The organism is Methylobacterium tarhaniae (assembly GCF_001043955.1).
Lineage (GTDB): Bacteria > Pseudomonadota > Alphaproteobacteria > Rhizobiales > Beijerinckiaceae > Methylobacterium > Methylobacterium tarhaniae.
Genome location: NZ_LABZ01000037.1, coordinates 1 through 17,313 on the forward strand (window position 1 = coordinate 1; position 17,313 = coordinate 17,313).

The 17,313-nt window shown below is 71.2% G+C and carries 19 protein-coding genes and 1 pseudogene; 12 read left to right on the forward strand and 8 right to left on the reverse strand.

The genetic code is table 11. The features are described from left to right. The first annotated feature begins 170 nt into the window (after window positions 1–170). Entirely contained in the window at window positions 171–1,055 is an 885-nt protein-coding gene (locus tag VQ03_RS06445) for a LysR family transcriptional regulator (RefSeq protein ID WP_048450053.1), read from the forward strand. A gap of 23 nt (window positions 1,056–1,078) precedes the next feature. On the opposite strand, the gene ftsY is transcribed toward VQ03_RS06445, so the two are convergent. Continuing rightward, window positions 1,079–2,509 (reverse strand): signal recognition particle-docking protein FtsY, encoded by a 1,431-nt coding sequence (ftsY, locus tag VQ03_RS06450; protein WP_048450054.1) that lies wholly within the window; start codon window positions 2,507–2,509, stop codon window positions 1,079–1,081. 83 nt (window positions 2,510–2,592) lie between these two features. Here ftsY and VQ03_RS06455 point away from each other — a divergent pair, with 83 nt between their 5' ends. Continuing rightward, window positions 2,593–3,285: an RluA family pseudouridine synthase gene (locus tag VQ03_RS06455; protein ID WP_048450055.1), complete on the forward strand. Its 693-nt coding sequence runs from the start codon at window positions 2,593–2,595 to the stop codon at window positions 3,283–3,285. Window positions 3,286–3,462: 177 nt separating this feature from the next. On the opposite strand, the gene mtaB is transcribed toward VQ03_RS06455, so the two are convergent. Then, window positions 3,463–4,695: a tRNA (N(6)-L-threonylcarbamoyladenosine(37)-C(2))-methylthiotransferase MtaB gene (mtaB, locus tag VQ03_RS06460; protein WP_048450056.1), complete on the reverse strand. Its 1,233-nt coding sequence runs from the start codon at window positions 4,693–4,695 to the stop codon at window positions 3,463–3,465. Beyond that, a complete protein-coding gene (gene dapF, locus VQ03_RS06465) occupies window positions 4,695–5,597 on the reverse strand; it encodes a diaminopimelate epimerase (RefSeq protein WP_048450057.1) in 903 nt (300 codons plus the stop codon). Before dapF ends, mtaB begins: the two co-directional genes overlap by 1 nt. A gap of 209 nt (window positions 5,598–5,806) precedes the next feature. Between dapF and VQ03_RS06470 the strand changes: the two genes are divergently transcribed. After that, window positions 5,807–6,580, forward strand: a complete 774-nt coding sequence (locus tag VQ03_RS06470; protein ID WP_048450058.1) for a GyrI-like domain-containing protein — start codon at window positions 5,807–5,809, stop codon at window positions 6,578–6,580. Window positions 6,581–6,605: 25 nt separating this feature from the next. Here VQ03_RS06470 and VQ03_RS06475 read toward each other — a convergent pair whose 3' ends face one another. Genes VQ03_RS06475 through VQ03_RS06485 form a run of 3 tightly spaced genes read right to left on the reverse strand, consistent with a single transcriptional unit; the run spans window position 6,606 to window position 8,126 of the window. Next, window positions 6,606–7,205 carry a DsbE family thiol:disulfide interchange protein gene (locus VQ03_RS06475; protein WP_048450059.1) on the reverse strand — a complete coding sequence of 200 codons (600 nt, stop codon included), beginning with the start codon at window positions 7,203–7,205 and terminating at the stop codon, window positions 6,606–6,608. Beyond that, window positions 7,202–7,354: a heme exporter protein CcmD gene (gene ccmD, locus VQ03_RS06480; RefSeq protein ID WP_048450060.1), complete on the reverse strand. Its 153-nt coding sequence runs from the start codon at window positions 7,352–7,354 to the stop codon at window positions 7,202–7,204. Before ccmD ends, VQ03_RS06475 begins: the two co-directional genes overlap by 4 nt. A 4-nt stretch (window positions 7,355–7,358) precedes the next feature. Next, window positions 7,359–8,126, reverse strand: a complete 768-nt coding sequence (locus VQ03_RS06485) for a heme ABC transporter permease (RefSeq protein ID WP_048450061.1) — start codon at window positions 8,124–8,126, stop codon at window positions 7,359–7,361. A 163-nt stretch (window positions 8,127–8,289) separates the two neighbouring features. Here VQ03_RS06485 and VQ03_RS31610 point away from each other — a divergent pair, with 163 nt between their 5' ends. The 4 genes and pseudogenes from VQ03_RS31610 to VQ03_RS34985 all read left to right on the forward strand — a co-directional run bounded on the left by VQ03_RS31610 (window position 8,290) and on the right by VQ03_RS34985 (window position 9,633). After that, the gene (locus VQ03_RS31610; RefSeq protein WP_048450062.1) at window positions 8,290–8,463 is read left to right on the forward strand and encodes a DUF1328 domain-containing protein; all 174 of its coding nucleotides are present in this window, start codon (window positions 8,290–8,292) and stop codon (window positions 8,461–8,463) included. 46 nt (window positions 8,464–8,509) lie between these two features. After that, window positions 8,510–8,965, forward strand: a complete 456-nt coding sequence (locus tag VQ03_RS06495) for a GNAT family N-acetyltransferase (RefSeq protein WP_048450063.1) — start codon at window positions 8,510–8,512, stop codon at window positions 8,963–8,965. Between the two features lie 115 nt (window positions 8,966–9,080). After that, window positions 9,081–9,326: pseudogene (locus VQ03_RS06500) on the forward strand (BrnT family toxin); the annotation flags it as partial. Continuing rightward, window positions 9,313–9,633 (forward strand): BrnA antitoxin family protein, encoded by a 321-nt coding sequence (locus VQ03_RS34985; protein WP_053078430.1) that lies wholly within the window; start codon window positions 9,313–9,315, stop codon window positions 9,631–9,633. The pseudogene VQ03_RS06500 and the gene VQ03_RS34985, both read left to right, overlap by 14 nt. 3 nt (window positions 9,634–9,636) lie before the next feature. On the opposite strand, the gene ccmB is transcribed toward VQ03_RS34985, so the two are convergent. Both ccmB and ccmA read right to left on the reverse strand, forming a co-directional pair. Further along, window positions 9,637–10,305 carry a heme exporter protein CcmB gene (gene ccmB / locus VQ03_RS06510; protein WP_048450065.1) on the reverse strand — a complete coding sequence of 223 codons (669 nt, stop codon included), beginning with the start codon at window positions 10,303–10,305 and terminating at the stop codon, window positions 9,637–9,639. Then, window positions 10,305–10,952, reverse strand: coding sequence for a heme ABC exporter ATP-binding protein CcmA (ccmA, locus tag VQ03_RS06515; RefSeq protein ID WP_048450066.1), 648 nt, complete (start codon window positions 10,950–10,952; stop codon window positions 10,305–10,307). Before ccmA ends, ccmB begins: the two co-directional genes overlap by 1 nt. Before the next feature lie 367 nt (window positions 10,953–11,319). On the opposite strand from ccmA, the gene acnA reads away from it, so the two are divergent. The 5 genes from acnA to VQ03_RS06540 all read left to right on the forward strand — a co-directional run bounded on the left by acnA (window position 11,320) and on the right by VQ03_RS06540 (window position 17,304). Beyond that, on the forward strand, window positions 11,320–14,019 hold the full coding sequence (gene acnA / locus VQ03_RS06520) for an aconitate hydratase AcnA (protein ID WP_048450067.1): 2,700 nt from the start codon (window positions 11,320–11,322) through the stop codon (window positions 14,017–14,019). A 146-nt stretch (window positions 14,020–14,165) separates the two neighbouring features. After that, on the forward strand, window positions 14,166–14,471 hold the full coding sequence (locus tag VQ03_RS06525; RefSeq protein ID WP_048450068.1) for a hypothetical protein: 306 nt from the start codon (window positions 14,166–14,168) through the stop codon (window positions 14,469–14,471). Between the two features lie 279 nt (window positions 14,472–14,750). Beyond that, window positions 14,751–15,449 carry a metal ABC transporter permease gene (locus VQ03_RS06530; protein WP_245291988.1) on the forward strand — a complete coding sequence of 233 codons (699 nt, stop codon included), beginning with the start codon at window positions 14,751–14,753 and terminating at the stop codon, window positions 15,447–15,449. 271 nt (window positions 15,450–15,720) lie between these two features. Continuing rightward, the gene (locus tag VQ03_RS06535; RefSeq protein WP_048450069.1) at window positions 15,721–15,933 is read left to right on the forward strand and encodes a NepR family anti-sigma factor; all 213 of its coding nucleotides are present in this window, start codon (window positions 15,721–15,723) and stop codon (window positions 15,931–15,933) included. A gap of 171 nt (window positions 15,934–16,104) precedes the next feature. Then, entirely contained in the window at window positions 16,105–17,304 is a 1,200-nt protein-coding gene (locus VQ03_RS06540) for a dienelactone hydrolase family protein (protein ID WP_053078431.1), read from the forward strand. Window positions 17,305–17,313 lie beyond the last annotated feature (9 nt).

Sequence of the window (17,313 nt, forward strand, 5' to 3'; positions counted from 1 at the left end):
CCGGCGGCGAGGCGCCGCGCCACCGCACCGCCCACCCCGCCCGTCGCGCCCAGCACCAGGGCTGTCCTCGTCGTCATCGCGCTCTCCTCGGTCGGTGACGGCCGGAGATCTGCCAGGATGAGAGCATCGCGAAAATTGCCGAAGCGCGGCGATCGGCTATACGGTTTTGCATGACCGAACCGAGCTGGGACCATTACCGCGCCGCCCTGGCGGTGCTGGAGGAAGGCTCGCTCTCCGGCGCCGCGCGGGCGCTCGGCCTCACGCAGCCGACCCTCGGCCGGCAGATCGCGGCCCTGGAGCAGGTTCTGGGCGTCGCGCTGTTCACCCGCTCGCCCACCGGCCTCGCGCCGACCGAGGCCGCCCTGACCCTCGCGCCCTACGCGCGGTCCCTGAAGGCGACCGCGGACGCCCTGCGCCGGGCGGTGACGGCGGAAGCCGAGGGCCTCACCGGCCGGGTGCGGATCACCGCCTCCGAGGTGGTCGGCGCCGAGGTGCTGCCCGCGATCCTGGCCGCCCTCCACGCGCGCCATCCCGGCCTCGCCCTCGACGTGGTGCTCTCCGACCGTATGCAGGACCTCCTGCGGCGGGACGCCGACATCGCGGTGCGCATGGCGCCGCCGACGCAGGAGGCCTTGGTGGCGCGCCGGGTCGGCACCGTCCGCCTCGGATTGTATGGGCATCGCCGCTACCTCGACCGGCGCGGCATGCCGGAAGGCCCGGGGGACCTCGCCCGGCACAGCGTGATCGGCTTCGACGCCGAGACACCGTTCCTGCGAGCGATGATGCGGGCGGCGCCGGCCCTCTGCGAGGCGCCCTTCGCCTGGCGCAGCGACAGCACGCTGGCGCAGCTCGCGGCTCTCCGGGCCGGGTTCGGCCTCGGGGCCTGCCACACCGCCCTCGCCGCCCGCGACCCGGACCTGATCCGGGTGCTGCCGGACATCGTCTGGGAGCTGCCGACCTTCGTGGCGATGCACGAGGACCTGCGCGCCCTGCGCCGCTGCCAGGTGGTGCTCGACGCGCTGGCGGAGGGGATGGCGGCCTATTGCGCCGGGTGAGGGGGCCGGACGGCCCCCGGGCTTCAGCCCTTGTCGAGCCCCGCGATCGCCCGGGCGAAGTCCCTCGCCGCGAAGGGCTCGAGGTCGTCCACGCCCTCGCCGACGCCGATGAAGTGGACCGGCAGGCCGAACTTGGCGGCGAGCGCCACCAGGATGCCGCCGCGGGCGGTGCCGTCGAGCTTCGTCATCACCAGGCCGGTGACGCCGGCGGCCTTCTGGAAGATCTCGACCTGGCTCAGGGCGTTCTGGCCCACCGTGGCGTCGAGGACGAGGAGGACGGCGTGGGGCGCCTCCGCGTCGAGCTTGCGGATCACCCGGATCACCTTCTCCAGCTCGGCCATCAGCCCGGCCTTGTTCTGCAGCCGGCCGGCGGTGTCGATCATCAGGATGTCGGTGCCGGCGTCGCGGGCGGCCTGGAGGGCGTCGAAGGCGAGGCCGGCCGCGTCCGACCCTTGCGGGCGGGCCACCACCGGCGCGCCGGTGCGCTCGCCCCAGACCCGCAGCTGCTCGATCGCCGCGGCCCGGAAGGTGTCGCCGGCGGCCAGCATCACGCTGTGCCCCTGGGCCCGGAATTTTTGGGTCAGCTTGCCGATCGTCGTGGTCTTGCCGGCGCCGTTGACGCCGATCATCAGGATCACGAACGGCTTCTTCGTCGCGTCGACGACGAGCGGCTGGGCCACCGGATCGAGGGCGCGCTCGACCTCCGTCGCCAGGATGGCCCGGACCTCGTCGGGGGCGATGCCCTTCTCGTAGCGGCCCTTGCCGACGGCGTCCGCGATCCGGGCCGCGGTGTCGAGGCCGAAATCGGCCTGGATCAGCGCGTCCTCCAGCTCCTCCAGGGTGTCGGCGTCGAGCTTGCGCTTGGTGAACAGGCCGGTGACCCGGTCGGACAGGGCCGAGGAGGTGCGCTTGAGGCCGCCGGTCAGCCGGCTCCACCAGCCGCGCTTCTCGGCGGCCGCCTCGGGCTCCGCCGGGGGCTGGTAGACCACGAGCGGCGCTTCCTCCGCCGTCACCGCCTCGACGGGCTCCGCCTCGGCTTCCGCGACGGGCGCCGCCGGCTCGGATACGACGGGCTCGGGCTGCGCCGGCTCTGGCTCGGGCTCGGGCTGCGCCGGCTCGGGCTCGGGCGCCGCCGGCACCAGGCCTTCGGGCTGCACCCCCTCGACCGGCTCGAGGTCGGCCCCGGCCAGCTCGTCGGGCAGGTCTTGCTTCGGCTCGGTCTCGGGAGAGGCTTCCGTCACGGTCGGCGGGGCCGGAAGCACCTCGTCGGCGCCGGTGGCGAAGTCCGGCACACCCTCCGACAGGGTGCCGGTCGGCTCCGTCGGCATCGTCCCGGCGGGATCGGAGCTTGGTGCGGGAGCCTCGGCGGGCGTCTCGGCAGGGGTCTCCGTCGGCGTCTCGGCCTTCCGGCCGAACAGTCGGCCGAACCAGCCCGGCTGTTTCGTCTCACTCATCCGCACTTGCTCCAGACCCTGTGGACGATCTAGGGCGGCCTGCCCCGAACTTCGCCCGCATCCGCCGCCACCGCGACAGGCTCATGATCGTTGACGACATACTCTCGCGGCTCCTCTACCGCGATGCCCTCGTGCTCGTCATCGACAAGCCGGCGGGATTGCCGGTGCATCCGGGGCCGAAGGGCGGCGAGACGCTGACCCAGCACCTCGATGCCCTGCGCTTCGGCCTGCCGCGCCGGCCCGAGGCCGCTCACCGCCTCGACCGCGACACCTCGGGCTGCCTGGCGCTGGGGCGCCATGCCAAGGCGCTGGCCCGGCTGAACGCCCTGTTCGCGCAGGGCCGCGCCGAGAAGACCTACTGGGCCCTGGTCGAGGGCGGCCCCGCGGAGGAACTCGGCGAGATCGACCTGCCGTTGATGCGCCGCTCCGACGATCCCCGCAGCTGGTGGATGAAGACCGATCCCGCGGGCGACCCTTCGCTCAGCCGCTGGCGGGTGCTGGGGCGCGATCCCGCCTCCGGACGGACCTGGCTGGCCCTGACGCCGGTGACCGGGCGCACCCACCAGCTGCGCGTCCATTGCGCCGCCATGGGTTGGCCGATCCTCGGCGATCCGATCTACGGCAGCGCCCCGCGCCAGGGCGGGCCGGGACTGCATCTCCACGCCCGGGCGCTCGCCCTGCCGCTCTACCCGAAGAAGCCGGCGATCACCGTCGAGGCGCCGGCGCCCGGGCACATGCGGGAGGGGTTGCGGGCCTGCGGGATGGTGGAGGGGTGACGATGCGATCCACCCTCATCACCGCATCGCAAATTTGACTCGGAAGACGACTCATACCATCGGCCTAAGATGCTGACGCATCAGGCCGCTGACTCATCTCGAATTTTCGATGCCAAACCATAGGCCCGGCGAAAATTCGAGAACGGAACCAAAGGTCGTTTTCAACGACCGTTGGTATCACGCCGCCTGCAAGACCCGTCCGTCATGCGAGGCGATACGCAGATCGACGAGCGTCCCCGCCTCCACCCCCTCCGGCAGCCGAACCGGCAGGAACCCTTCCGTCCGCCCGATGCCGCCGCGCTCGGCCAGCACCCGGTGGGTCTCGCCGATCTCGCGGTCGAGGCGGCGGGCGAAGGCGGCGGCGCCGGCCTCGCGCAGGCGGGCGGCGCGCTCGCGGATCGCCGCGGGGGCGACCTGGGGCATCCGGGCGGCCGGCGTGCCGGGACGGGGCGAGTAGGGGAAGACGTGGAGCTGGGCGAGGCCGCATTCCTCGACGAGATCGAGGGAGCGGGCGAACTGCGCCTCGGTCTCGGTCGGGAAGCCGGCGATCAGGTCGGCGCCGAACACAGCATCCGGCCGCAAAGCGCGGATCTCGGCGCAGAACCGGATGGCGTCGTCGCGGCCGTGGCGGCGCTTCATGCGCTTGAGGATCAGGTCGTCCCCGGCCTGGAGCGAGAGGTGGAGATGCGGCATCAGCCGCGCCTCCTCGCCGAAAGCCGCCACCAGCTCCGGATCGGCCTCGACGGAATCGATCGAGGACAGGCGCAGGCGGTCGAGGGCCGGCACCTCGCGCAGGATCGCCCGCACCAGGGCGCCGAGGGTGGAGCCGCCGAGGTCGCGGCCATAGGCCGTGAGGTCGACGCCGGTCAGCACCACCTCGCGGGTGCCGGCCTCCACCAGGGCGCGGACCTGCGCCACGACGGCGGCGACGGGCACCGAGCGCGAGTTGCCGCGGCCGAACGGGATGACGCAGAACGTGCAGCGGTGGTCGCAGCCATTCTGCACCGGCAGGAAGGCGCGGGTGCGCGCCCGCATCGGCGTCGCGTCGGGCAGGGGATCGGCTTCCGGAGCCATCACGTCGTCGATCCGCACCCGCTCGGGAGACGGATCGGTCCAGATCCCCGGATCGAGCTTGCGGCGGTTGCCGAGGATCTCGGCCACTTCCGGCATGGCGGCGTAGGCGTCGGTTTCGACCTGCGCACCGCAGCCCGTCACCACGACCCGCGCCGCCGGGTTCGCCCGCGCGGCGGCCCGGATCGCCTTGCGCGCCTGCCGGCCGGCCTCCGCCGTGACCGCGCAGGTATTGACGAGGAGAAGGCCGGTCCGGCCCGCCCCTTCCGCCTGCCGGCGCATCGCCTCCGATTCGGCGGCGTTGAGGCGGCAGCCGAAGCTCAGGACCTCGACGCCCATCACGCCGCCCCGGGCGGGGCGCAGACGCCGAACAGCGACGGCGCGAAGGTGCCCTCGTGCTCCAGCTCGGTCGGGCCGGTCATGCGCACGTGGTCGTCCTCGCCCCAGGCGATGCGCAGGTCGCCGCCCGGCAGGGTCACGGTGGCCTCGCGGCCGGTGAGCCGCAGGCGCGCGGCCGCGACCAGGGCGGCGCAGGCGGCAGTGCCGCAGGCGCGCGTCAGGCCGGCGCCGCGCTCCCAGACCCGCAAACGGATGCGGGACCGGTCGATCACCTGGGCAAGCGAGATGTTGGCCCGGTCCGGGAAGATCGGGTGCGATTCGAGCAACGGGCCGATCCGGGCGAGGTCGTAGGTCTCCGGGTCGCGCTCGACGAAGAACACCGCGTGCGGGTTGCCCATGCTGACCGCGCCCGGCGAGTGCAGCACGGGATCGTCGATCGGCCCGACCTGCAACTCGATGCGGCGGGTATCGGGGAACGGCTCGGCGAGCGGGATCTCGTCCCACTTCAGGCGCGGCGCCCCCATGTCGACGGTGAAATCGACGGGGGACACGCGCACGACCTCGAGGAGACCGGGCCGGGTCTCGAGGGTCAGGTGCTCGCCCCGGACCGGGCGGGCCATGACCGGGTCGTCCAGCATCGCCCAGGCGACGCAGCGGGTGCCGTTGCCGCAGGCGCCGGCCTCCGAGCCGTCGGTGTTGTAGATCCGGACATAGGCGTCGGTGCCCGGGGTGACCGGATCGTGCAGCACCATCATCTGGTCGAAGCGCGAGGCCGGGTCGGCCGCGATGGCGCGGGCCTCCTCCGGCTGCACCCGCACGTCGCTCCCGCGCAGGTCCAGCACCACGATCTCGTTGCCGAGCCCGTTCATCTTCAGGAAGCGGCGATGGGCGAGGGGAGACACGGGCAGGATTCTCCGGGCCGGTACACGGTTCAGGTGGGGATCGGGCGGTGTATGGACCAGAACCGGCGCGCAGGCGAGCCGGCAGGGCGCCGAGACGAGAGCCGTGTCCTCACGCTCTCGCGATGGGCCCGCAACGGCTTTGCGCTTGACGCGTTCGATCCGGCCGGCGATGCCGGCCCTCGCTTGAAGCCCGGAGCGCTCCGCCCGTGATGAAGACCCGCCTCCCGACGATCGCGATCGGCCTCGCCGCGTCCCTGGCCTGCGGGGCCTCGGTCCTGGCGCAGCAGCCCGCCCCGGCACCATCGCCCGCACCCGCACCCTCACCGGCCGCGCCCCCGGCCGGCACGCCCTCGCCGGCGCAATCGACGCCGCTGCCGACCACCACGGCGCCGGGTCCCGGCCCGGGAGCGAACCAGGCGCCGATCCCGCCCGCGCCCGAGAAGGCGCTGCCGCCCGCGACCCCGGTTCCGCCGACCGCCGGGCGCGTGCCGCTCGTCGCCAATCCGGGCGATCCCTCGGATGTCGACGAGGTGACCCTGCCGGCCAAGCCCGCCGCGATCCTGTCCGGGACGGCGAAGTGGGATCAGGCGGTGCCGAGCCTCAAGGAGGCGATCGCCAAGGCCGAGGCGGCGCTCGCGCAGGCCGGCATCAAGGCGACCGGCAAGCCGATCTCGGTGTTCACCCGCACCGACGACGACGGCTTCCAGTACGAGGTGATGGTGCCGGTGGAGGCCGCCCCGAACCCGCGTCCCGCCGGCCTGCCGGATGACCTGCGCTTCGGCGCCACGCCGAGCGGCAAGGCCCTGCGCTTCACCCACAAGGGTCCCTACGAGAGCATCGACCAGACCTACGAGACGGTGACGGCCTATCTCGACGCCAAGGGCATCATCGTCCAGGACGCCTTCGTCGAGGAATACCTGACCCCGCTCAACAGCCCGTCCGACGAGGCGCTGGAGGTCAACATCTACGCGCTGCCGAAATAGGGTTTCGAGGCGTCAGCCTCGCCCCCTACTTCATCGCCCGGACCCGAGCCAGGAAGGCGTCGTAGTTCTCCGGCGTCAGGATGCCGACGAGCTTCTCGCGGATCCGCCCGTCCGGCCCGATCACGAAGGTCTCCGGCACGCCGTAGACCCCGAGATCGATGCCGACCCGGCCGGTCTCGTCGGCGCCGACGGCCTTGAACGGGTTGCCGTGGCGGCCGAGGAAGCGGCGGCCGTTCTCCGGCTGGTCCTTGTAGTCGATCCCGACGAGGTTCACGCCGTCGCGGGAGAGCCGCACCAGCATCGGGTGCTCGATCTGGCACGGGGCACACCACGACGCCCAGACGTTCAGCACCGTCACCTTGCCCTTGAAGTCGGCGGCGTTGAGGCCCGGCACCGCGACGCCGCCTTCCGTCAGGCCGGGCACCGGCGGCAGGGCGAAATCCGGCACCTGGCGGCCGATCAGCGCCGAGGGGATGGCGGAGGGGTCGTAGCCGGTGGTGAGGAGCTTGCCGAGGAAGATCCCGGCGAGGCCCGCGAAGGCGAGGAGCGGCAGCAGGAACAGGAGCCGGCTGCGGCGCGGCGCGTCCTCGGTCTCCTCGACCGGGTGAACGGGGGCGTCGCTCACCGACGGCCCCGCGGTTCCCGTGCGAGGCGGGCGAGCGCCCGCTCCTGCGCCCGCCGGTCGAGGATCGCGTGGGCGACGAGGCCGAGGATCACCAGGGCGGTGAAGCCGTAGGCGCCGAGGATGAAGGCGGCGTGGGGGCCGAGATCCATGATCTTACGCCGCCTGCGGGGCCAGCAGGGCGGCGTCGAGCCGCTCGGCTTCGAGGATGGTCAGGGTACGCACGCGCCGGCGCAGGATCTCGGTGCGCATCGCCTGGAGGTGGAGGGCGACGCCCAGCACCGAGGCGGCGGCGATCATCGCGAGCAGCGGATAGAGCATGGTCGGGTGGATGGTCGGCCCACCCATCCGCAGGATCGAGGCCGGCTGGTGCAGGGTCGACCACCAGTTCACCGAGAACTTGATGATCGGCAGGTTGACGGCGCCGACGAGGGTGAGGATCGCGACCGCCCGGGCGGCCCGGTTCGGGTCCTCGATGGTGCGCCACAGGGCGAGCAGCCCGCAATAGATCAGGAACAGCACCAGCATCGAGGTCAGGCGCGCGTCCCAGACCCAGTAGGTGCCCCACATCGGCTTGCCCCAGAGCGAGCCGGTGACGAGGCAGATCAGCGTGAAGGCGGCGCCGATCGGGGCCGCGGCGCGTTGCGCCACGTCGGCGAGGGGATGGCGCCAGATCAGGGTGCCGAGGGCCGAGACCGCCATGGCGCCGTAGAAGAACACAGCCATCCAGGCCGCCGGCACGTGGATGTACATGATCCGGACCGTCTCTCCCTGCTGGTAGTCGGGCGGGGCGACGAACCAGGTCAGGTACTGGCCGACGGCCAGCAGCACGAATGCGAGGCCCGCCACCCAGGGCAGGAGAGCCCCGGACCAGCGCATGAAATGGCCGGGCTGCGCCAGCCGCGTGAGACGACCCATCGACATGCCGCCGGTGTAGCGCGCGGGCGTCCCCCGGGGCAATGCGGACGAACGGCGCAGAGGGGCGCGGGCGACGGGGGCTGGCACGGGGGCTGTGGACCGGGCGGAACGAAGCGTGGCGGTGACGGTTATCGCTGCGACTTTTCGCGGCGACCGGAGTGCTCCCGCCATGTTGAAATGGGCGATCATCTTCTTCGTGATCTCGCTGGTGGCCGGTGCGCTGGGCTTCACCAACGTGGCGTCAGGCGCACGCGGTATCGCGCGGCTGCTGTTCGGCCTGTTCCTGGTGATCGCGGTGGTGATCGTGATCGCGGCGGTGCTGCTGGGTCAGGCGGTGTTCTAGGCGGCGAGCGGGCCTCCCCCGGCGCCGTGGGCCGGGGGAGGGGGTGATGAAGGGTACGATACGCTTGGCGACGAAGGACGATGCGGCGGAGGTCAGCCGCGTCGTCCTTTCGGCATTGCACGAGAGCAATGCCCGTGATTACGGCCCGGACACCATCGCCCGGGTCGCGCGGGGCTTCATGCCGGACGGGATCGCCGCGATGATCGCGGGGCGTCAGGTCTTCGTGGCGGTGGACGACGAGAGGATTCTCGGCACAGCGAGCCTGGACGGCGGTGTCGTGCGTGCCGTCTTCGTCGCGCCCGACGCACAGGGGCGCGGCATCGGCCGGGCCTTGATGGCCGAGATCGAGCGGACCGCGCAGGGGGCGGGCGTCGCGACGCTGACCTTGCAATCCTCTCTGACTGCCGTTGGCTTCCACGACAGGCTCGGGTTCCGGACGGTGCGGGAGCACCATCATGGCGATGAGCGGACGATCGTCATGGCACTGCAACTGGAGTCGTGACGGCCGGAACCCCGCGCATCCGGGTTTGCGCCGACTTGCCATCGTGCCATTACTGTATATACTCAAATCATGAGGTCATGAACCATGAGGTTCATGTGGGGGTGAGCCGAAACGGCAGGCAAACCTGAAGAAGCATGGCTTCGACTTGGCGGCTTTCGAGGAATATTTCAGCTTCGATCGGTTCATCACCCTCGATGCCGAACCGAGCAAGACGGGTCGAGCCCGGTTCAAGCTGATCGGCTCTTGGTGCGATGAAGTCGTTGTCGTCGCGATCGTCTCTCCGCTCGGATCGGAGGCGATCGACATCGTCAGCGTCCGTCGCGCCTACAAGAACGAAAGAGCTCTCTATGCCAGTCACTAAGCACGCGCCCGGATATGTCCCAAATCCGCTCTACTCCCAGGAAGATTGGGATGAAATCTCCGACAATCCACCCCTGACGGACGAGGAGTTGGCTCGCGCCCGTCCCGGAACCGGGAACATGCCCCCCGAGATGGCGGCCGCCTTTACGAGCCGCGCCGGCCGGCCGAAAGCGGACATGAAGCGCGTACCGATCTCGCTGCGGATCGACCCGGACGTTCTGGAGACCTTCAAGTCGACCGGACCCGGCTGGCAGACGCGCATGCACGATGTCCTGGCCGAGGCGGCGCGGAAGCTGAAGGCAGCCTGAGCCCTACTCCCCCCACCGCAACGCCGCCGCCGCCGCCAGCGTCCCGACCACCCCGGCCGCCAAGCTGAGTGCTCCCAGGATCGCCAGCGGCGTCGCGAACGGCACGGTGCCGCCGAGTGCCGCATCCGCCGCCGAGACGCCGAAGATGAGGGTCGGCACCATCAGGGGCAGCACCACCACGGCGAGGATCAGGCCGCCGCGGCGGATCGAGGCGGTGAGCGCCGCGCCGACGGCGCCGATGAAGGTGAGCGCCGGGGTGCCGACGAGGAGCGTCAGGCTGGTCGCCGCCATGCCGGTGGGACTCAAGGCGACGAGAAGCCCGAACAGCGGCGTGGCGAGCGCCAGCGGCAGGCCGGTGGTGAGCCAATGCGCCGTGACCTTGGCGAGCACCAGGAGTTCGAGCGGGGCGGGGGCGCCGGTGAGGAGATCGAGGGAGCCGTCCTCCTCGTCGGCCTGGAACAGCCGGTCGAGGCCGATCAAGGTCGCGAGCACGGCGGCGATCCACAGGATGCCGGGGCCGATCCGGGCGAGCAGGTTGAGATCGGGCCCGAGGCCGAACGGCACCAGGGCGACGATCATCAGGAAGAACACCAGGGACAGGGCGCCCGAGCCGCCGATGCGGCCGGCGAGCCGCAGGTCGCGGGCGACCACCGCCAGGAAGGCGCGGCCCATCAGACACTCTCCGCGAAGGGATCGGCCGCGGTCTCGGCCCGGGCGGTGCGGAAGGCCTCCACGGACAGCTCCCGGGCGTTCTCCAGCCCGAGGGCCTGGTGGGTCGCGGCGATGACGAGGCCGCCCCCTGCCAGATGCCCCCGCATCAGCCCGGCGAGCGCGGCTTGCGAGGCGACGTCGAGGGCGGCGGTCGGCTCGTCGAGGAGCCAGAGCGGCCGGCGGCAGACGAGCAGCCGGGCGAGCGCCACCCGCCGGCGCTGGCCGGCCGAGAGATAGGCCACCGGCAGCCCCGCCGCGTGGGCGAGGCCGAGGCGGGCGAGCGCCGCACGGGGTTCGAGGTCGGCATCTCCCAGGAGGTCGCGGGCGAAGATCAGGTTCTCCTCAGCCGTGAGCGCCCCTTTCAGCCCGTCGCGATGGCCGACGACGTGGAGGCATTCGGGGATCGTGCGCTCCCCCACATCCTCGGCCGCGAGGCGCCCGGCCTCGGGCCGCAGCCGCCCGGCGAGGATCGCCAGCAGCGACGACTTGCCGGCCCCGTTGCGGCCGGTGACGGTCAGCGCCTCCCCGGCCTCCAGGGTGAAGGAGAGCCCGGCGAAGATGCGGCGGCCGGAGCGCCGGCAGGCGAGGTCCTCGGCGATCAGGCGCAAGGGCAGGGGGTCTCCGCGGGGTCCAGGGGCGATGCCCGCGTTTACGCTATGCCTGCCCCGGCGAGAATGACCGAATCCGCGGCCACCAGACCCGTAGCGGCCAGTTTCGAAGTGTTCTATACGCATCCCCGGCTGCGCCGCGCGACCTTCAGAGGCGTCCAAACCGTCCTTCGCGCATCCCAGTCCGGGCACCCCCGGGGCGGCGCGCGCACCGTTCGATTCTCAGCCGGCAGGCGAGGACGGGCGGCAGACGGGCCCGTTCCTTGCGTCAAGCAGGACCGACCCCGCAGCGCATCCGGCCGAACACTTCGTAGTGGCGCAGGCGCTGCCTGTGCCGTGTTCGACAACCCCTCGCGAGGACCACGCCGTGGCATCGATCGACAGCTTCAAGGCCCGCCAGACGCTCCAGGCCGGGCAGAAGACCTACACCATCTACGCGATCCCCGAGGCCGAGAAGAACGGCCTGCCGGATGCGAGCCGCCTGCCCTTCTCGATGAAGGTGCTGCTCGAGAACCTGCTGCGCTACGAGGACGACCGGTCGGTCCGCAAGGCCGACATCGAGGCCGTGGTCGGCTGGCTCGAGAACCGCGGCAAGACCGAGGTCGAGATCGCCTTCCGCCCCGCCCGCGTGCTGATGCAGGACTTCACCGGCGTGCCGGCGGTGGTCGATCTGGCGGCGATGCGCGACGCCATGGTGGCGCTCGGCGGCGACCCGCAGAAGATCAACCCGCTGGTCCCGGTCGATCTCGTCATCGACCACTCGGTCATCGTCGACGAGTTCGGCACCCCGAAGGCGCTGGCCGACAACGTCGCCCTCGAATACGAGCGCAACGGCGAGCGCTACACCTTCCTGAAGTGGGGCCAGTCGGCCTTCGACAATTTCTCCGTCGTGCCCCCGGGCACCGGCATCTGCCACCAGGTCAACCTGGAATACCTGTCGCAGACCGTCTGGACCAAGCCCTTCGAGGGCTCCGAGGTGGCGTATCCGGATTCGCTGGTCGGCACCGACTCGCACACCACGATGGTCAACGGCCTCGCCGTGCTCGGCTGGGGCGTCGGCGGCATCGAGGCCGAGGCCGCGATGCTCGGCCAGCCGCTGTCGATGCTGATCCCCGAGGTCGTCGGCTTCAAGCTGTCGGGCAAGCTGCCCGAGGGCACCACCGCCACCGACCTCGTGCTCACCGTCACCCAGATGCTGCGCAAGAAGGGCGTGGTCGGCAAGTTCGTGGAGTTCTACGGCCCCGGCCTCGACGACATGTCGGTCGCCGACCGCGCCACGATCTCCAACATGGCGCCGGAATACGGCGCGACCTGCGGCTTCTTCCCGGTCGACCAGAAGACCATCGACTTCCTCAAGGTCACGGGCCGCGCCGACGACCGCATCGCCCTCGTCGAGGCCTATGCCAAGGCGCAGGGCATGTGGCGCGACGCGAAGACCCCGGACCCGGTCTTCACCGACACGCTCGAGCTCGACATGGGCGACGTGAAGCCGTCCCTCGCCGGTCCGAAGCGTCCCCAGGACCGGGTGCTGCTCGACGGCGCCAAGACCGGCTTCGCCCAGTCGATGGAGACCGAGTTCAAGAAGGCGGCCGACATCGCCAAGCGCTATCCCGTAGAGGGCGCGAACTTCGACATCGGCCACGGCGACGTGGTGATCGCCGCGATCACGAGCTGTACCAACACCTCGAACCCGAGCGTGATGATCGGCGCGGGTCTCCTCGCCCGCAACGCCGTCGCCAAGGGCCTGCGCTCGAAGCCGTGGGTGAAGACCTCGCTCGCCCCCGGTAGCCAGGTGGTGGCCGAGTACCTGGAGAAGGCCGGCCTGCAATCGAGCCTCGATGCGCTGGGCTTCAACCTCGTCGGCTTCGGCTGCACCACCTGCATCGGCAATTCCGGCCCGCTGCCGGCGCCGATCTCGAAGGCGATCAACGACAACGACGTGGTCGCCGCCGCGGTGCTCTCGGGCAACCGCAACTTCGAGGGCCGGGTGAACCCCGACGTGCGGGCGAACTACCTCGCCTCGCCGCCGCTCGTCGTCGCCTACGCGCTCGCCGGCTCGCTCCAGGTCGACATCACCTCGGAGCCGCTCGGCACCGGCTCGGACGGCAAGCCGGTCTACCTGAAGGACATCTGGCCCTCGACCGCCGAGGTGCAGGAGTTCATCGAGGCCAACATCACCTCGGCCCTGTTCAAGTCGCGCTACGCCGACGTGTTCGGCGGCGACCAGAACTGGAAGGACGTCGAGGTCACCGAGGCCGAGACCTTCGCGTGGAACGGCGGCTCGACCTACGTCCAGAACCCGCCCTACTTCGTCGGCATGGAGAAGACCCCGAAGCCGGTGGAGGACGTGGTCAATGCCCGCATCCTCGGCCTGTTCCTCGACTCCATCACCACCGACCACATCTCGCCCGCCGGCAACATCCGGGCGGCCTCGCCGGCCGGCAAGTACCTGCAGGACCACCAGGTCCGCGTGCAGGACTTCAACCAGTACGGCACCCGCCGCGGCAACCACGAAGTCATGATGCGGGGCACCTTCGCCAACATCCGCATCAAGAACCAGATGGTGAAGGACGAGTCCGGCAACGTGGTCGAGGGCGGCTACACCCTCTACCAGCCGTCGGGCGAGCGGATGTTCATCTACGACGCGGCGATGCGCTACGAGCAGGAGGGCACCCCACTGGTGGTGTTCGCCGGCAAGGAATACGGCACCGGCTCGTCGCGCGACTGGGCGGCGAAGGGCACCAAGCTGCTCGGCGTCCGCGCGGTGATCGCCGAGAGCTTCGAGCGCATCCACCGCTCGAACCTGGTCGGCATGGGCGTGGTGCCGCTGGTGTTCCAGGGCGACACCTCCTGGGCCTCCCTCGGCCTGAAGGGCGACGAGACCGTGACGATCGAGGGCCTGGCCGGCGAGCTGAAGCCGCGCCAGACGCTCGTCGCCAAGATCACCTCGGCCGACGGCTCGGTGAAGGAGGTCCCGCTGACCTGCCGCATCGATACGCTCGACGAGCTCGAATACTTCCGCAACGGCGGCATCCTGCCCTACGTGCTGCGCCAGCTCGCGGCGTAAGGCACCGGAACGGCCTCACCCTCCGGGCATCCTCGGAGGGCGGGGTTTCGGAACACCGGGAGTCCTGACAGGCTCCCGGGAACCGCCAGCATCATGGGGGCCTTTCCGGCGGGAAGGGCCCCCTTCCTGTTCTCGGGAGACGCGCGATGAGCCCGGACGACAAGATCAACGGCCTGACCACGCTCTCGGCCCGCCACGGCGAGATGATCGCCCGGCTCTCCGAGGCGCAGTCCGACGTCGCCGCCAAGCAGGTGGCGCTGCAGATGGCGGTGCGCTTCCTCGCCGGCATCCTGCGGGGGATCGATTCCGACCATTACCGCCACCAGCTCGGCGGCTTCCTGGCCATGCTGGAGGATGCCCTGACCCGCGAGGACCCGGATTCCGACCTCGCCCGGCGGGTGCTCGACACGGTCAAGGCGACCCTGGAGCCGGAGGAGGAGGAAGACGCCTGAGACCGACGGTCGAAAGACAACGACCTTTGGCTCCGTTCTCGATTTTTGCCAAGGCTCTGGCTTAGCATCGACAATTCGAGATGAATCCATGGCACCGTGCGCAAGCATCTTGGGCCACGGGCGAGCATCTTGGGCCATGGGCAAGCATCTTGGGCCATTGGTACGACGCACGGCGTCCCGCGCGATCACGTGTGCGCGAGACGATTGGCCGGCATCTCGGGCATGGACCATAACGGCCGGGGCGCCTCCGATCCTGGAGGCGCCGATCCGGAGTCGCCCATGCCCCTTCTCAGGACGATGTCCCGCCTCAGGACGATCGCGGCTGCCAGCGTGACCCTCGCGGCCGGCATCGCGGCCGTCGGCACCGCCTGGGCCGCGCCGCAGGTCGAGCGCCTGCGCGGCACGATCGAGCGCGTCGAGGCGGACACCGTCACCATTCGCACCCGCGCCGGCACGGTGGAGGCCATCCGTCTCGGACCCGGCACCCGGGTGGCGCAGCTCGCTCCGGCGAGCCTCGATCAGGTCAAGGATGGCAGCTTCATCGGCACCGCCGCCAAGGCCGGCGAGAAGCCCGGGGATCCGCCGGTCGCCCTGGAGGTGCTGATCTTCCCCGAGGCGATGCGCGGCACCGGAGAGGGCCACTACCCTTGGGACCGGCTGCCCGACGGCGCCGGCCCGGTCGAGACCAGCATGACCAACGGCACGGTCAAGGTTCCCGAGGTCGAGACCAGCATGACGAACGGCACCGTCGCGGGCGGTTCCAGCGTCGGTGGCGGGCGCACCCTCACGGTCTCCTACAAGGGCCAGAGCCTCGCGGTCGCAGTGCGGCCGGGCACGCCGATCGTGATGCTGGAGCCGGCTGACCGGACGGTGCTGGTGCCGGGTGCCAAGGTCTTCGCCTCGGCGGTCCGGGACGGGGAGCGGCTCGACGCGCGCAGCATCTCGGTCGGCAAGGACGGCCTGACGCCGCCGATGTAGGCGGGCCTTCGCCGCGCCCGGTCGGGCCGCGTGGCGTAGCAGGACATCGAAGGCGGCCCCGTGCGCCAGCGCACAGGGCCGTACTGGTTCCGGGGATGTGCCCGAAAATCGGGCGCAACTGCCCCCCCGGAAGCGCGTTGTTCATGTCGAGGCGGCGATCCGACGCGAATCGTCGCCCGCAAGTTCATCGACCCCGTGGGCGCCTTTCCGCGCCGCAAACCCGAACCCTCGTCTTGTCGGAGCCGGGAACCCCCGTTCCCGTAATCGTGCCATGAAGCTGATCCCGAGCAATCACGCCGCGAGCTTCGGCCAGACGCATTCCAACGCGTCGTCGCTGGCCGATGCGCTGCTGCTCGCCAAGCTCGGGCACGATCTGCGGGCGATGTATACTGACGTGACCGACGAGCCGGTGCCACAGGAACTCGACGCCCTGGTCACCCAGCTGCATGCCGTGCTGGGGACCGATCCGGAGGGGCGCAGCTAGACCTTGCCCGGGACCGCCCCAGTCTCGACCTCTGCCCCCGAATGCGGCAGCGTGACTGTACCGCGGAAGTGACAAGCCGGGCGAACGGATTCGCGCGCGCGCGATCATGCCTTGAGTGCAGGCGAGAAACAGTGTGGGGTGCGCCTCCCGAGCCGCCAGCCCCCCAGCCTCATGCCTTCGCTCTCCCGCACCCGCCTCGCCCTTCCGCTCGCCCTGGCCCTCGCGGTCTTCGGCGGCGCGCCCGGCGCGGGGGCCGCCACGCCGCCCGCCCAGCCGAAGGAGGGACCGGGCGGCCAAGCCTACATGGCCGCGAGCGTGGTGAAGCGGGTCCTGGGCCGGGCCGGCGCAGTGACCCTGGCCTATTACGGCAACGGCGCCGCCCCTGCCCAGGGACGGCCGGTGGCGGTTTTGCTGCATGCCTGGGGCGCCGTGAACCCGCAGGCCTACGGCGCCTGGATCGAGCACCTCGCGCGCTCCGGCTACCTCGTCCTGTTCCCGCGGTTCCAGGAGGTGGGCCGCACCCGGCCGGCGGATGCGAGCGGCCTCGCCGCGACCCTGATCAAGGACGCCCTCGCGGAGCTCGCCGGCGACCAGGAGGCCAAGCCCGATACGAGCCGGGTGGCGCTGATCGGCCATCTCGCCGGGGTTCCCCTGGCGGCGAACCTCGCGGCCCATGCCAAGGAAACCGGCCTGCCGGTGCCGCGGCTGATCTTCGGCGCGATGCCGGGGGGCATCGCCCGGGACGACAAGTCCCGCGGCATCGCCCTGCACGACCTCAACGACATCGATCCGGCCACGCTGATCGTCACGGTGATCGGCGACCGGGACGCCCGCGCCGCCGACATCGCCGCCCGGCGCGTGATGCGGGATGCGAGCGCGGTGCCGACCGACCACAAGCTGATGGTCCGCGCACTCTCCGACGACCACGGCTTCCCGGCCCTCTCCGCCACCCTGGCCTCGCCCGCCGGCGGCAACCCGGCCTACGATATAGGCCAGCTGAAGCTGCCGACCCCGGACCCGAAGCAGAAGCCGGCCCCGTTCAAATGGTCGGCCGACATGACCCTCACCGGCGAGCAGACCGTCCTCGTCGGCCAGATCAATGCCGCCGGCACCGACAGCCTCGACTATCTCGCCTTCTGGAAGACCTTCGACATGGCGGCGACGGCGGCGTTCTCGGGCCAGACCGCCTCGAGCCTGAAGAGCAACCCGCGTTTCATCGACATGGAGCGCTGGAGCGACGGCTGGCCGGTGCGGCGGCTCTCCGTCGAGACCCCGCGTCCGCCGGCCCCGCCCAAGCCGGTGGCACCGGGCGCCGCGCCGGCGGCTGCAAAGCCGGCTGCCAAGCCGGCGGCGTCCGGGCGGGTGCAGTGATCGGCCAGG

What these genes read in the sequence shown, in the direction of transcription:
- VQ03_RS06470 (WP_048450058.1), top strand. Translation starts at nt 5,807, where the DNA reads ATGAAGACCCGCCTCCCGACGATCGCGATCGGCCTCGCCGCGTCCCTG.
- VQ03_RS06525 (WP_048450068.1), top strand. Translation starts at nt 14,166, where the DNA reads ATGAGCCCGGACGACAAGATCAACGGCCTGACCACGCTCTCGGCCCGC.
- VQ03_RS34985 (WP_053078430.1), top strand. Translation starts at nt 9,313, where the DNA reads ATGCCAGTCACTAAGCACGCGCCCGGATATGTCCCAAATCCGCTCTAC.
- ccmD (WP_048450060.1), bottom strand. Translation starts at nt 7,354, where the DNA reads ATGGATCTCGGCCCCCACGCCGCCTTCATCCTCGGCGCCTACGGCTTC.
- VQ03_RS31610 (WP_048450062.1), top strand. Translation starts at nt 8,290, where the DNA reads ATGTTGAAATGGGCGATCATCTTCTTCGTGATCTCGCTGGTGGCCGGT.
- VQ03_RS06485 (WP_048450061.1), bottom strand. Translation starts at nt 8,126, where the DNA reads ATGTCGATGGGTCGTCTCACGCGGCTGGCGCAGCCCGGCCATTTCATG.
- VQ03_RS06535 (WP_048450069.1), top strand. Translation starts at nt 15,721, where the DNA reads ATGAAGCTGATCCCGAGCAATCACGCCGCGAGCTTCGGCCAGACGCAT.
- VQ03_RS06540 (WP_053078431.1), top strand. Translation starts at nt 16,105, where the DNA reads ATGCCTTCGCTCTCCCGCACCCGCCTCGCCCTTCCGCTCGCCCTGGCC.
- VQ03_RS06530 (WP_245291988.1), top strand. Translation starts at nt 14,751, where the DNA reads ATGCCCCTTCTCAGGACGATGTCCCGCCTCAGGACGATCGCGGCTGCC.
- VQ03_RS06445 (WP_048450053.1), top strand. Translation starts at nt 171, where the DNA reads ATGACCGAACCGAGCTGGGACCATTACCGCGCCGCCCTGGCGGTGCTG.
- mtaB (WP_048450056.1), bottom strand. Translation starts at nt 4,695, where the DNA reads ATGGGCGTCGAGGTCCTGAGCTTCGGCTGCCGCCTCAACGCCGCCGAA.
- VQ03_RS06495 (WP_048450063.1), top strand. Translation starts at nt 8,510, where the DNA reads ATGAAGGGTACGATACGCTTGGCGACGAAGGACGATGCGGCGGAGGTC.
- ccmB (WP_048450065.1), bottom strand. Translation starts at nt 10,305, where the DNA reads ATGGGCCGCGCCTTCCTGGCGGTGGTCGCCCGCGACCTGCGGCTCGCC.
- VQ03_RS06455 (WP_048450055.1), top strand. Translation starts at nt 2,593, where the DNA reads ATGATCGTTGACGACATACTCTCGCGGCTCCTCTACCGCGATGCCCTC.
- ftsY (WP_048450054.1), bottom strand. Translation starts at nt 2,509, where the DNA reads ATGAGTGAGACGAAACAGCCGGGCTGGTTCGGCCGACTGTTCGGCCGG.